The organism is Ruegeria sp. BHSA118, assembly GCF_059613405.1.
In genome coordinates this window covers 12,889-27,074 of the sequence record NZ_JBXWSM010000012.1, presented here as the reverse complement: position 1 = coordinate 27,074, position 14,186 = coordinate 12,889, and the positions used below count along the sequence as shown (strand labels likewise).

Genomic DNA, 14,186 nt, shown 5'->3' with positions numbered 1-14,186 from the left:
TCGGAATATCCGCGCCCGGTTCAGCGCAGTTGGGTCGTTCAGTTGACGGCAGGCACTCTGGCAGCGCTCGGAACATTTCAGAAAAATCGCAGGCGTTACAGAGGGCGCACTTTCAGTCCGGTGATGCGGTTGCCTTCACGCGCCGTGACCTCGAACCGGAAGCCGTGGAACGAAAACACCTGACCGACGTCAGGGATCATCCGGGCTTCGTGAATCACCAGGCCGGCAAGCGTGTTCGCCTCGTCATCCGGCAGAGACCAGTCCAGTGCCCTGTTGGCATCCCGGATCGTCATGGAACCTTCGACCAGATACTGGCCATCTTCGGTGCGTGTTACCGGCACCTCTTCGTTTATGTCGAACTCATCGGCAATCTCGCCCACGATTTCTTCAAGAATATCTTCAAGCGTGATCAGGCCCCGCAGTGACCCATATTCATCCACAACCAATGCAAAATGGCTGTGCATCCGCAGGAATTCCCGCATCTGGTCGTCCAGCGTCGTGGTTTCGGGCACAAAGTAAGGGTCGTTTGCCACCTTTCCGATGTCAAAGCTTGCCAAACGGTCGGTCCCGCCGTCGCTGCTGCCTGCCTGCGCATACATGGCGCGAAAGAGGTCCTTGGCGTGGACAACGCCCACGATGTTTTCCGGCTCGTCCCGGAACACAGGCAGGCGGGTGTGGGGGCTTTGCAGACATTGTTTCAGGATTGCCTCGGGGGCGGCATTGGCGTCGATCATCTCAATATTCGATCGGTGCAGCATGATCTCTTCCACCGTTCGGTCGCCCAGATCCAGCGCACCCAAGATGCGGTCGCGGTCTTCCTTTTCGACCACGCCTTCGGAATGACCAAGTTGCAAGGCGCCGGCAATCTCTTCGCGTACAGCCAGAATGTTGCTGTCGGGATCGATCTGCACGCCGAACAGGCGCAACACACTGCGCACCAGCAGCCGCACCGCGGCCACAATGGGTGAAAACACCGTCACGACAACGCTGATGATCGGCGCGACAGCCGCCGCGGCCTTTTCGGAATTGGTGATGGCATAAGTCTTGGGCAGCACTTCGGCAAAGATCAGCACCAGCAAAGTCATGACCAGGGTCGCCAACGCCACGCCGCTTTCGCCGAACAAACGGGTGAACAAGGCCGTCGCCAGCGAGGCCGCCAGAATGTTGACAAGGTTGTTGCCCAGAAGAACCGAACCGATCAGACGTTCATTGTCATCGGTGATTTCCAGCGCCTTTTTTGCCCCGCGTGATCCTTTGTCGGCCTGTGCCCTCAGCTTTCCGCGAGAAGAGGCTGTAAGCGCTGTTTCCGAACCTGAGAAAAACGCGGACAAAACGAGCAACAGGAGGATTGCGCCTGACGTAAACCAGAATGCGCTGTCGATCAGAGAAGATGAGGGTTCCATTGGTCCTTGGTGGGTTAGGGTGACGCATCCGTTATGGGGATGCCGCGCTGCTGGATCAAGGGCTTAGCCCCGGTCTTCGTCAGGGTCTTTGCTCAGCGGGTGGTGTTGCAACACCAGTTCCGACAGCCGTTCATCCAGAACATGAGTATAAATCTCGGTCGTTGCAACGTCGGCGTGACCCAGCAAGGTCTGGATCGAACGCAGATCAGCGCCGTTGGCCAGCAGATGTGTGGCAAAGGCGTGGCGCAGGGTATGCGGAGTGACTTTCTCGGGCGAAACGCCACCCTGAACGGCCAGTTCCTTGACCAGCAGAAAGAACCTGTGCCGCGTCAGGTGGCCGGATTTGCCGCGCGACGGAAACAGAAAACGGGACCTTTGACCGCCTTTCTCAACGGTCTGGTCTTCGGCTTCGTCCCGCACGATCAACCAGGCAGCCAACGCATCCCGCGCCGGTGGGGACAGGGGCACCATGCGTTCCTTGCCGCCTTTACCCATCACCAGCAACATACGCGGATCGCCACGGGCCGAGGAAACGGGCAGGGACACAAGTTCGGTCACGCGCATCCCGGTGGCGTAGAGAACTTCCATCAAACAGGTATTGCGTATGCGGTCGGCCTTGCTGCGACCGGTTTGTCGGGCGGCTTCAAGAAGACGGTCGACTTCGGGCACGTCCAGCGTTTTGGGCAGTCGCTTCTGCCGCCCCGGACCTTTGATCTGGATGGCGGGGTTCGTCTCGCTCCAGCCTTCCTCGAACGCAAAGCGGTACAGCTGTTTTATCGCTGACAGTCGCCGCGCGCGGGTGGAACGTGACAAGCCCTGTGCCTGGCAGTCGATCAGATAGGCCTCGATCTGATCACGATCTGCCTGATCGAATCCGGATCCCCTGTGCTGCAACCAGGATGCAAAGTCTTTCAGATCGCGCCCATAGGCCAGCAAGGTGTTTGTCGCCGCCCCAAGTTCCGCTGCTTGGGCCTGTAGAAAGGTCGAAATCCATAGCTCATTTGTCGCCGGGATAGCCATCTTTAACGCTCTTGCAGGATCAAAAGGCTCAGCGCCGCGCGCCGCGCAGTGTCTTCCAGGCCCACGCGTCGGAAGGTTGCGATTGCTGCGGTCAGATCCACAAGATTGCCCCGTGCACCATGCGCAAAAAGCTGCATGGCTTCCAGTATGGCTTCACCAAGCTGACCGTTGTCCAGCAAGGCGTCAATGTCGTTGGGTACGGGCGCCGCCCATGCAAACCCCTGAGAAACCGCGTCCGCCAACGGAGAAGGAGAAACCGCCCGCCCCGGATCACCCTGTGCCAGCGCCGCAAGAAACAGGGTATCGATCGCGTTGTCCGGTGCTGATTGTGCAGCCTGTTCGTACAGGCCAGACAGCATCAGAATGCGCCAGCGCAGGTTTTCAGTCGCCGGCACCGACAGCGAAACCTTCGACAGACGCTCGGCGAACAATTCGGCAAAGGGCACTTCAAGCCCGACGCTGCGCATCTGCTGCCAGACCGGCGGCAATGTTTTTCCAATGGCTTCAGCGTTTCGCGTATCCAAAGCGCTTTCAAATCGTTGGATGGCTGCGACCCTGTCCCAAACTGCGCCAGACGCAGCCGGAGACCTCTCGGTATAAAGTCCAAGCAATTGATTAGGCGTCAAAGCGCCAATGCGTGTAAGCCGTTCGGCGGCTTCGATCTGTGCTTTCCATCCGGCCACATCCCGAAGATCCGCATTGGCGAAAGCTCGTGGCAACGAGGCGGAAGGAAGCCGTTCTCCGATCGCTTCGAACAGTCGGAAACTCAGCGGATCAGGGTTTTCAGGTTGGGGCAGGTAAGCCGCGCCTTCATAGAGTTCAGGGCTTAGAAAACGATCCAGAACCGCCAGCTCTGCCGGCGGCAGGATGTTCAGGGCATGCGCGGCCTCAAGCGTCAACGCGGCCGATGCCCAATCTCCGCGTCGGGCTTTGCAGAACACTTGCGCGGCGTAGTTCTTTGACAGGTGCGGATCGGCGATAAGGGCGGTGCAACTGCGATCCTCATCACCGGTCAGCAGCGTTGCGTCAAACCAGCGCTGAAACCGATCCTGTGTATCGGTCGGCCCGGCCAGTTGAATCAGCGATTGCACGGGGTCAGCCGCGCCCAGTTGCATCAGACGGTCCAGCCGCGCCAGCAGCATAATCTCTTGCGCATCAGGGCCCGCCGGTGCCCGGGTTTCCGACAGAAGCAATGTAAACAACAGGCGTTGCATGGCCGGGTTGTCGCGAACGGGCGTCTTTGCAATCAGCTCCGCCAATCGGTTCGCATCGCTGCCTTGCCACAAATCCACGGGCAACCCGGTGACGGATGACGCGACCAGGCCCAATGGTTGCGACAACGCTTCAAGCGGCGTGACCTCAATTTCGGGCAATCCACCATTCTGTGCCACAGGCGGTTCAAGCAATACGGTTCCGGGCAGGTTTTCCGGCGGATCCGCAAGCCACTCGATCGCGGATAACGGGGTCTGCGCATGTGCCGATCCCGCCAGAAAGACCGCCAACAGCGCCTGTTTAGTTGACATCCAATACGACCGGTTCGCGGATTTCACTTTGAGGCGCAGAAAAATCCGCGCCAAAGTATGGGCCAACATAGGCGTAGGCGACCAGCCCAATGAATACCAGGCAAAGAACATATATCAGGAATTTGATCAGTCGGCCCATGGCCCCACGCTGCCTCAATTTTAGATTTTGGCCAAGTTATAACTGGCATTTTTCCCAAGATCACGTCATTCACGTTTAAATGAGCGAAATTAAGCATAACACACATTCGACAGACACACAGGGTGGTTTTGATCTGCATAAAACCGTGGTTCTGGTGGGTATGATGGGGGCTGGCAAGACTGCGGTGGGCCGCGCGTTGGCCGCACGTCTGGGTGTTCCGTTTCTGGACAGCGATGCCGAGATCGAATCAGCCGCCAACATGACCATTCCTGAAATCTTTGAGCGTGACGGCGAACCTTTCTTTCGCACCAAGGAATCGCAGGTCATCGGGCGCTTGCTTGATGAACAAAAAGGCATTCTTTCAACGGGTGGGGGGGCGTTTCTCCAGCCGGAAAACCGTCGCATCATCGCCGAAAAGGGCGCTGCTGTTTGGCTGCGTGCGGACCTGAATGTTCTGTGGAACCGTGTGCGCCACAAAGACACCCGTCCTCTGCTGCGCACCGCCGATCCCTATGCGACGTTGAAATCCCTCTACGAGGCCCGCGTGCCGGTTTATGCTCAGGCCGATCTGACGGTGGATTCGGATGGCGAGACCTCGATCGAAAATATGGTAGGCCGCGTTGTCGACGCTCTGTTGGCGCGCCCTGATGTTTTGGAACTCAAATAAATGCACCAAACAGTACATGTGGACCTGGGCGACCGATCCTATGACGTTGAAATCGGTCCGGATCTTTTGGCGCGGGCAGGGGGCTGGATATCACCACTTCTGGCCCGGCCAAAAGTCGCGGTTCTGACCGATGAAAACGTGGCCGCTCTGCATCTTGAGGCGTTGCGCGCCGGGCTGAATGCAGCAGGGATCGAGATGACCGCGCTGGCACTGCCCGCCGGAGAGGCAACCAAAAGTTGGCCGCATTTCGAGCGCGCCGTCGAGTGGCTGCTTGCAGAAAAAGTCGAACGCCGGGATGTCGTCGTGGCCTTGGGGGGAGGGGTCATCGGAGATCTGGCAGGCTTTGCAGCGGCGGTTTTGCGGCGCGGTGTTCGCTTTGTACAGATTCCAACGTCATTGCTGGCGCAAGTGGACAGCTCGGTCGGTGGAAAGACCGGGATCAACGCACCACAGGGCAAAAATCTGATCGGCGCGTTTCATCAACCCTCGCTGGTTCTGGCTGACACCTCTGTCCTGGGGACCATGACCCAAAGGGACTTCTTGTCGGGCTATGGCGAGGTCGTGAAATACGGATTGCTTGGCGATGCGAAATTCTTTGATTGGCTTGAGGCGCACGGGCCAAGCGTTTCCTCGGGTGACATGGCGGCCCGCGTACACGCGGTGACGCGCTCGGTGCAAATGAAGGCCGACATCGTCGCGCGGGATGAAACCGAACAAGGTGACCGGGCTCTTCTCAATCTGGGGCATACGTTCTGCCACGCGCTGGAAGCTGCAACAGGCTATTCCGACCGCCTTCTGCATGGCGAAGGTGTGGCAATTGGCTGCGCGCTGGCGTTTGAATTGTCGTCTCGGCTGGGTCTGTGTTCGCAAGAGGACCCAAGTCGGGTGCGCGCGCATTTGCGTGCGATGGGGATGAAGACGGATCTGGCCGATATTCCCGGCGAATTGCCAAGCGCCGAGGCGCTGGTGGATCTTATGGGACAGGACAAGAAAGTCGTGGATGGCCAGCTTCGGTTTATTCTGGCGCGTGAGATCGGAGAGGCGTTCGTGACCTCAGATGTGCCGAAAGATGCGGTTCTTTCGGTCCTGTCAGATGCGCTTGCCACGGCTTGACCTGAAGGCCTAGCGCCCCTGAATGACCATCAGTTCACCGATGTTCTCACGTGTGATGTAACCCATCATGCGACCACCCCGAGTGACCACAGCGATGGCCGGAGCGCCGTTGTGCAAGTGCTCCAGAACGGTCTCGAGCCCGGTGGTGAGTGAAACCGAGGGGACAGCCGCGTCCATGATCGACGTGGCGGGCGCTGATCTGGGTTGGTCACTTGCCAGCGCCGCAAACAGCCGCTCACGCGTGACGAATCCCAGCAGGGCCTTGCTTGAGTCCAATACAGGGAACTCGTGCTGAGTGGTGTGGATCACGGCTTGCGCCGCCGTGCTCAGCGTATCGTTGGGGGAAAGCGCGTGAAATTCCGTGATCATCGCGTCCCGGGCCAGAACCCGGCGTGCTGCGGATCGCAGGGCGACGTCCTGGCTTTCCGCGTTGGCGGCGATGAACACGAACACAGCGATGAGCACCAGAAACGGGTTGCCTGAACTCAGCCCCAAAAAACCCAGACCCACCGCAACGATCTGACCTCCGACCGCAGCCACGCGTGTTGCTTTGACGCGATCCATACGCAGGCACAGAAGGGCGCGGAACACGCGCCCTCCGTCCATGGGGAAGGCCGGGATCATGTTGAATACGGCCAGCAGCAGGTTGATGTAGGCCAGCCTGTTCAGAAACCCGATACCCGGTGAATCGATCTGGGAAAGCGTCTCGATTGGCACTCCCGCTCCGAAGGCGACCAGTATGACCCAGATCACGATGTTCACCGCCGGACCTGCAAGTGCCACAAGCACTTCTTGCATCGGTTTTTCCGGCATCCTTTCAAGCCGGGCCAACCCACCGATCGGCAACAATGTTATGTCTGGGGTCTTGATTCCAAAGCGCCGCGCCATGAGGGCATGACCGAATTCATGCGCGACCACACAGGCAAACAAGGCCAGAACAAACAAAAGGTTGTCTATGGCGGCCGGCAGGCCACCAGCAGAATAGGCCGCAAAGCCCACCCAGGCCAGAAGCAGGAAAAACGTGACATGGACCCTCAGTTCGGACCCGAGCAATCGGCCGAGAGAGAAGGACCATGTCATGTTGTATCTCCGTTTCGTTTAGAACGGAATCTCGTCGTCGTCGATTCCACCCGATGCAGGCGCTGGTGAACTGGACGGGCCACCGTAAGGGTCGCCGTACCCGCTGCCACCGGCCTGGCCGCCGCCGTAACCACCGCCGCTGCCTCCGCCTTCGCCGCGCGCATCCAGCATCACGAGGGTTGAGCCAAAGCCCTGAAGGACAACCTCGGTAGAATACCGGTCCTGGCCAGACTGGTCCTGCCACTTGCGGGTCTGAAGCTGCCCTTCGATATAGACTTTTGAGCCCTTGCGCAGGTATTGCTCGGCCACACGGACCAGACCTTCGTTGAATATGGCGACCGAGTGCCATTCCGTGCGTTCGCGGCGCTCGCCCGTGTTTCGGTCTTTCCAGTTCTCTGACGTGGCAATGCGCAGATTGCATACCTTTCCGCCGTTCTGGAATGTCCGTACTTCGGGATCACGACCCAGATTTCCGACCAGAATGACCTTGTTGACTGAACCCGCCATGTAATTCCTCGTTCTGTTTTCGCGTATGTGCGCCGAATCTGGCGCGACTTGTTTCGTGAGACCCTATACGGCCTGCATCATGGATGAAAACAGTAGATACAACAGTGTTGGGCAAGAGTCTTACTTTGGTCTTTACCAAGCTTTCATTTTTTGTGGGAATACCTATAATCCGTCTGGTTTCTTATCGAGCAGGATAGGCATTGATGCGTTCTTGGGTTGCTGGGTTTTCTGTTGTCTGCCTTGTGCTGGCCGTTTTGCCTGTGCAGGCGCAAACTCTGTCTACCAAAAGCCGCAAGGATATCTTCCTCAAGCAGTCCAAGATACTGGATTCCCGTGCGGCGACGCAGTATCGCGACTCCGCGCGGTTGAAACCCAAGACATCCCGTGCGCACACCGGCAAACGCTATACCGGGAAGTATCGCGGCCAGTATCTGGATCTGGCGAAACAGGCTGCCCGCCTTCACAACATTCCCGAAGATTTGTTTTTGCGTCTTGTGCAGCAGGAAAGCGGCTGGAACCCGCAGGCGAAATCTCACAAAGGCGCGCTGGGTTTGGCGCAACTGATGCCTCAAACAGCCGAACTGTTGGGGGTTAACCCGCATGATCCCAAACAGAACCTTGAAGGCGGGGCCAGATACCTGTCCTGGCAGTATCGCAAGTTTAAATCCTGGCCACTGGCTTTGGCCGCCTACAATGCCGGCCCAAAAGCGGTGGAAAAGCATGGCGGCATACCGCCATACAAGGAAACCCAGAACTACGTGAAGGTCATCTGGGGGGGATAAACCCGATGCCGCGGCGCAGAACGTCCGGTTCTTGATCAGGCGCAACCAGTCCAACTAACCTGAAAAGGTATCGTCCAGTAACTGGTGAGGCCGCCTCATGCCTGTTGACCACCCTGAGATCCCGCAAGAAACGCTGGCCAACTGGCAGCAGTTGGTTGATCTGGTCGCGGAATTGGCGGATGTGCCCGCAAGCCTGATCATGAAAACCGACGCACCGGATCACGCGGTGCTGATTACCTCGGATCATCCCGAAAACCCGTATCCGGTTGGTTTGAGTTTCCAGTTGAATCCCAAACTTTATTGTCAGGGCGTCTTGCAGCGGGACGGAGAACTGGTGGTTGAGGATGCAGCCTGCGACCCAGATTGGGCGGACAATGACGATCTGGAACATGGGATGACATTTTACATCGGCCTGCCGCTGAAATGGCCCGATGGATCGGTGTTCGGAACGATTTGTGTTCTGGATCGCAAGCAGAACCGGCGTGCCTTGTTGTTCCGCGAAGGGTTGGCGCAGTTCGCACGCATGGTCGAGTCGGATTTGGCTTTGTTGCAAGAGGTTTACCTGCGCCGCGCGCTGGAAGAGAAACTCAACGAAACACTGGCGCAGCTTGAAACACGTGTCGCGGATCGCACCCGTGAGTTGCAGGAAACCAACACGGCACTGCGCGTCCTGCTGTCCAGTCTGGATGACGAACGCAAAGGCCGCGATCACGAAATTGTCGAACAGGTGCGCGGCCGGGTTCTGCCCTATCTGGAAAAAGTTCGAACCCAGCTTTCCGGGGACGAAGCGCAGTATGTCTATCTTGAATTGGCCGAGAAGAACCTGAACGAGATCACGTCTTCATTGTCGGACAAACTGACGGATGCGTTTGCAATGATGACCCCGACCGAGATCGAGATTGCGCAGATGGTCATGTTTGGAAAAACAACCAAGGACATCGCCAAGGCCCTGTCGCGAGAAACATCGACAATCGACTTTCACCGCAACAACATCCGTCGCAAGCTGGGCCTTGAAGGGCGCAGCCAGAACCTGCGCAGTCATTTGCTCTCGATTTCGTGAACGCGGAATATGGGGTTTCCCCCCACATTCCGCCCCCATTTTTTCGGTCTGAGCCAATATGCCTTGGCTTGTTACCTTTGGCTGGGACGTGCGGAAAACCTGCACATGTCCAACAGAGAGGTACACGAAAATGGATCGCAAAGATCTGAAACCAACCATCCTGAACGGGGACAAGGATCATCTGGCGCCGGGGTTGTCTCGCCGGTCGTTCTTTATGGCGGCGGGGGCTGCCGGTGTCGGCGCGACAGCTTCCGTACTGGGCGCAAAACCGGCCCAGGCGCAATCTCAGGCGTGGCTACAGCCGGGCAACAACAACCATGTGATTGATCTGCAAGGCACAACGGGTCAGGCCAGCACCGGGACGGTTGGCATCGACTATTATGGTCATTGTGCGATCAAGATCACCTCGCCCAATGGGGCAACAGTGCTGTTTGATCCCTGGCGCGATGACCCGTCGGGCGCGTGGGGGCTTTGGTTCCGCAACGAATTCCCGCAAATCCCGGTGGATATCACCCTGTCGACCCATGCCCATTTTGATCACGATGCGATTGAACGCCCAAGTTCGACCATGGTGCTGGATCGCATGGTGGGCAATTTCGAGTTTGCTGACATCAAGATCACCGGCTTTGCTGACAAACACGCCTGTGTCGCGCCGGGATGGTATGACTGGACCAATGCGCTGGCTGAGTTCGGCGTGGAAGCCTGCCCGCCGAACAACGTGGGCCACATGGATATGGTCGTCTATCTGGTCGAGACCGGCGGCATTCGAACGCTGATCTGGGGCGACAACCGCCACAACCCGCCACAGGAGTTCTGGGACGCAATCGGACAGGTGGATGTTCTGACACTGCCGGTTGATGGCTCGGAACATATCCTCAGCTTCGATCAGGGCAACGATATCGTGTCCAAGCTCCAGCCCAAGGTGATCATCCCCACACATTACCTGAATGAGGTCACTTCCTACACGCTGACCACTCTGCAATCTGCCGACGACTGGGTGAAGGGGCAGCAGAGTTACACGATGCTCGACAGTGCCAGCCTTCAGCTTGAAGCCGGTGGCATTGCCGGAATGAACCAGGAATTCATGCATTTTGGCAACAACGTCATGACCGGCTGACAAATTACCGGGGTCGCCACTCACGCCACTCCCAAGCGCCGCCTGTCTCCCCACGAACCGCGGCGCCAACAGAAAGGGCCGGTCCTGACCGGCCCTTTCCATGGTTCAGAAACGGGTTTACTCCGCAGCGACTTTGATCACCGGCTCCATCCGGGCCAGTATATCTTCGGCCAGGTGGCATTTGATCTGGTGCCCATCCGCCAGCGTCTGCACCGGCGGCACGTGGGATTCACACCGACCGTCAGGCACTTCGGATTTCCATCGGCAACGCGTCTGGAACGGGCAGCCTGGTGGCGGGTTCATGGCCGAGGGAATATCGCCTTCCAGAACGATATGCTGCTTTTCGATCGAGGTATCCGCGATCGGAACCGCGCTCAGCAGCGCCTCGGTATAGGGGTGATAGGGCGGGGCAAAGACCTGATCCGTGGTGCCCAATTCCACGACATGGCCCAGATACATCACCATGACCCGGTCGCTGAGGTAACGCACAATGGACAGATCGTGGCTGATGAACAGCAGCGTGGTCTTGTGCTGTCGCTGTATCTCCATCAACAGATCCGTCACGGCAGCCTGAACCGACACATCCAGCGCCGAGACGGGTTCGTCCGCCACAACGATACGCGCATCGCCGGCAAAGGCGCGCGCGATACCCACGCGCTGTTTCTGCCCACCGGACAGCTGTCGCGGCATCCTGTCTGCAAAGGCGCGCGGCAGCTTCACCAGATCAAGCAGTTCCAGCATCCGCTTCTTGCGTTCGGCCTCAGAGTTTCCGACACCGAAGATTTCAAGCGCCCGGATGATCTGGCGGCCAACGGTCATCGACGGATTCAGCGTGTCGAACGGGTTCTGGAAAACCATCTGTACTTCGCCGATCGTCTTGGCATCGCGTTCTTCGATGGGCACCTGTTCGATGTTGCGGTTGTCCAGCAGGATCTGCCCGTCTGTGGCCGTCTCCAACCCCATAAGGACCTTGGCGAAGGTGGACTTGCCGCAGCCGGATTCCCCCACGATGGCCAGTGTCTCGGATTCGTGCGCCTCGAAGCTGAGTGTTTCGTTGGCCTTCACAACCTTCTTCTCACCGCCGCCAAACAAGGCATTTGCCGCAACCTCGTAATATTTCTTGAGGTTGTCCATTTTCAGAACCGTTCGGCCGATCTCGCCTTTTTCTTTCTGATCGGCCAGCGCAAGTGGGGCGTTCCAGTCGATTTCCTGGAATTTAAGGCAGCGGGTGTGGTGCCGGTCATTTCCCGGAACGGCCTCCATCAGGATTTCTTTTGCGTCACAGCGACCCTCTTCGAAATAGTCGCAGCGCGGTCCGAAGTTGCAACCCGGAGGCCGCTCGTGGGGCAATGGGAAGTTCCCCGGAATAGCCACCAGCGGACGCGTGTTCTTGTCAGCCCCCGGCAGCGGGATCGAACGGAACAGCGCCTGTGTATAAGGGTGCTGCATCTCGTCGAACACATCCTTGATCGAGCCACGCTCGACCGCTTCACCCGAGTACATCACGCACAGACGGTCACAGGTTTCCAGAACCAGCCCGAGATTATGCGAGATGAACAACATCGAGGTGCCGTATTTCTTGCCCAGATCCTTGACCAGTTCGACCACAGCGGCCTCGACGGTCACGTCCAAAGCCGTTGTCGGCTCGTCCAGGATCAACAGCGCCGGTTTGGACATCAGCGCCATCGCAATCACGATCCGCTGCTGCTGACCACCCGACAGCTGGTGCGGAAACGAATTCAACATCCGCTCGGGGTCTGGCAGGCGAACGTCCGTCACCACTTCCAGCGCGCGGGAATAAGCCTCTTCCTGACTTACACCCTCGTGGATCATCGGCACTTCCATCAATTGTTTGCCGATCTTCATCGCCGGATTCAGCGATGCCATCGGCTCCTGATAGATCATCGCGATTTCATTGCCGCGAATGTCGCGCAACTCTTCGGTCGACATCTCTGCCAGATCGCGGCCCTTGAACTTGATCGTGCCTCCGACGATGCGACCATTCTTGCCAAGATCCTGCATCACGCCCAGCGCCACGGTCGATTTACCACAACCGGATTCACCAACCAGCCCCACGGCTTCGCCGGGCTCTACGCTGACCGAGAAATCCATCACGGCTGGGATTTCCCGCAGGCGGGTAAAGAATGAGATGGACAGCTTGTCGATCTCCAGGATCGGGCCGTCACAATCCGCCATTTTGCTCATTTTTCTTACTCCTCACCAAATGCGGGGGTCCCCTTCATCTGGCCAAAAAAATCCCGGGGGGTCCGGGGGGCTGGCCCCCCGGCCTCGATCACATCAGTCCTTCAGGCTTTCCTCGCGAAGACCGTCCGCCAGCAGGTTCAGACCAAGAACCAGCGACAGCAGGGCAAAGGCAGGAGGAAGGGCAGGGTGCAGGTAGATCGACAGCAGCTTGCGCCCCTCGTTGATCGTGGATCCCCAGTCCGGGCTTTCCGGCGGAAGGCCCAGTCCGAAAAAGCCCAAAGTCCCCAGAAGAATGGTGGTGTACCCGATGCGCAGACAGAAATCGACGATCAGGGGGCCACGGGCGTTGGGCAGGATTTCCCAAAGCATGATGTACCACGGCCCTTCGCCGCGTGTCTGGGCCGCAGCCACGTAATCGCGGGTTTTGATGTCCAGCGCCAGGCCGCGCACGATACGGAAGACCGTGGGCGAGTTGACGAAGACCACCGAGACGAACACCACCAGGATACCGCCGGGGATATCGAACAGGTCCAGATAGGTCGGCAGGCCCCAGATCCGGTAGGCGTCGGTATTGATGATGTAGCCACCGGTCGAAATCAGCGACAGATACAGCCAGATCGCAACACCCAGAACACCGATCAGCAACGGTGTACGGAAATTCGGGCGCGTGTAATAGCGTGAATTCAGCAATACGCCGATGAACAGGATCGGGAACACGAACAGCACGGCCGCCATGTAGTTCGGCACCCCGGTCGCCACAATCTCTGGCGTCACCAGCAGGTAGAACAGCAGGATCACCGGGAAGGCGAGGATCAGGTTGGCGAGGAAGGACAGGAACGTATCAAAACGTCCCCCATAGTAGCCGGCGGGAAGCCCCAGCGTAATGCCGACCATGAAGGCGAACATCGTTGCCAGCGGTGCAATCTGCACCACGACCCAGGCCCCCTTGACCATCCGGCTGAATACGTCACGCGCCAGATTGTCACCGCCCAGAAGATACCAGGCATACTCGCCGTCCTCCAGATTCGGCAGAGGCGTTCCCGGCACTTTGTTCTTCATGCCAGAGATCTGTGTCAGCGGGTCATGGGTCACGATCAGATCAAGCGCGCCGAAGATGCCGGTAAAGACCCAGAACATCACAAGGCCAAAGCCGATCATTCCGATGGGGCTGTCATACAGTTTGCCGTACAACCCCAACCGTCGTTTGAAGGCGATGGACATGGCGAACATGATGATCAGCGCGACCCATACGGGCAGGAATTGCTGGGAAATGGCGCCGATGATCCCTGCACCAGTGCCCATCAGGATGCCCAGCACCAGATAAGCCACGGCCAATCCCACGCTGGCAAGGAAACTGTAATGCAGCGCAAGCTGGATCAATCCACGGACACCTCCGCCGGAACTGACGGATCCATCCGAATTCACGACAATCTGCTGTTCAGGCAAAAAGATACTGGCGATGATCCAGACCAGGATCGACAGGAAAAGTGCCGCCATTGCAATCATCAGCAGCGGGTTCAGGAAGGCGATAGAGCCGGTCCAGGTTAGTGGTTCCACAATCTCACCCTCC

General features: G+C 58.2%; 12 protein-coding genes. 5 read left to right on the top strand and 7 right to left on the bottom strand.

The window, feature by feature from the left end; genetic code table 11:
- Nucleotides 1-95: 95 nt before the first annotated feature.
- From AC2FNN_RS05555 to AC2FNN_RS05545, 3 genes are all read right to left on the bottom strand, one after another.
- Nucleotides 96-1,403 (bottom strand): HlyC/CorC family transporter, encoded by a 1,308-nt coding sequence (locus AC2FNN_RS05555; protein WP_496757162.1) that lies wholly within the window; start codon nt 1,401-1,403, stop codon nt 96-98.
- Between the two features lie 63 nt (nt 1,404-1,466).
- Nucleotides 1,467-2,423 carry a site-specific tyrosine recombinase XerD gene (locus AC2FNN_RS05550; RefSeq protein ID WP_496757160.1) on the bottom strand — a complete coding sequence of 319 codons (957 nt, stop codon included), beginning with the start codon at nt 2,421-2,423 and terminating at the stop codon, nt 1,467-1,469.
- 2 nt (nt 2,424-2,425) lie between these two features.
- Nucleotides 2,426-3,946 (bottom strand): hypothetical protein, encoded by a 1,521-nt coding sequence (locus AC2FNN_RS05545; protein ID WP_496757159.1) that lies wholly within the window; start codon nt 3,944-3,946, stop codon nt 2,426-2,428.
- 218 nt (nt 3,947-4,164) lie between these two features.
- Here AC2FNN_RS05545 and AC2FNN_RS05540 point away from each other — a divergent pair, with 218 nt between their 5' ends.
- Together AC2FNN_RS05540 and aroB are read left to right on the top strand one after the other, a co-directional pair.
- Nucleotides 4,165-4,752: a shikimate kinase gene (locus tag AC2FNN_RS05540; protein ID WP_171116289.1), complete on the top strand. Its 588-nt coding sequence runs from the start codon at nt 4,165-4,167 to the stop codon at nt 4,750-4,752.
- Complete coding sequence (aroB, locus tag AC2FNN_RS05535) at nt 4,753-5,865, top strand: 3-dehydroquinate synthase (protein ID WP_496757158.1); 1,113 nt, start codon at nt 4,753-4,755, stop codon at nt 5,863-5,865.
- Nucleotides 5,866-5,874: 9 nt separating this feature from the next.
- On the opposite strand, the gene AC2FNN_RS05530 is transcribed toward aroB, so the two are convergent.
- Nucleotides 5,875-6,945 (bottom strand): site-2 protease family protein, encoded by a 1,071-nt coding sequence (locus AC2FNN_RS05530; protein ID WP_496757156.1) that lies wholly within the window; start codon nt 6,943-6,945, stop codon nt 5,875-5,877.
- 18 nt (nt 6,946-6,963) lie between these two features.
- A complete protein-coding gene (ssb, locus tag AC2FNN_RS05525) occupies nt 6,964-7,452 on the bottom strand; it encodes a single-stranded DNA-binding protein (RefSeq protein ID WP_496757155.1) in 489 nt (162 codons plus the stop codon).
- A 203-nt stretch (nt 7,453-7,655) separates the two neighbouring features.
- On the opposite strand from ssb, the gene AC2FNN_RS05520 reads away from it, so the two are divergent.
- The 3 genes from AC2FNN_RS05520 (at nt 7,656) to AC2FNN_RS05510 (ending at nt 10,411) form a co-directional block, all read left to right on the top strand.
- The gene (locus AC2FNN_RS05520) at nt 7,656-8,234 is read left to right on the top strand and encodes a lytic transglycosylase domain-containing protein (protein ID WP_496757154.1); all 579 of its coding nucleotides are present in this window, start codon (nt 7,656-7,658) and stop codon (nt 8,232-8,234) included.
- A gap of 97 nt (nt 8,235-8,331) precedes the next feature.
- Complete coding sequence (locus tag AC2FNN_RS05515) at nt 8,332-9,294, top strand: LuxR C-terminal-related transcriptional regulator (protein WP_496757152.1); 963 nt, start codon at nt 8,332-8,334, stop codon at nt 9,292-9,294.
- A 130-nt stretch (nt 9,295-9,424) separates the two neighbouring features.
- The gene (locus AC2FNN_RS05510; protein ID WP_496757150.1) at nt 9,425-10,411 is read left to right on the top strand and encodes an MBL fold metallo-hydrolase; all 987 of its coding nucleotides are present in this window, start codon (nt 9,425-9,427) and stop codon (nt 10,409-10,411) included.
- Between the two features lie 117 nt (nt 10,412-10,528).
- On the opposite strand, the gene AC2FNN_RS05505 is transcribed toward AC2FNN_RS05510, so the two are convergent.
- On the bottom strand, nt 10,529-12,616 hold the full coding sequence (locus tag AC2FNN_RS05505; protein ID WP_496757149.1) for a dipeptide ABC transporter ATP-binding protein: 2,088 nt from the start codon (nt 12,614-12,616) through the stop codon (nt 10,529-10,531).
- Between the two features lie 93 nt (nt 12,617-12,709).
- Nucleotides 12,710-14,173, bottom strand: a complete 1,464-nt coding sequence (locus tag AC2FNN_RS05500) for an ABC transporter permease (protein ID WP_496757148.1) — start codon at nt 14,171-14,173, stop codon at nt 12,710-12,712.
- Nucleotides 14,174-14,186: the final 13 nt, after the last annotated feature.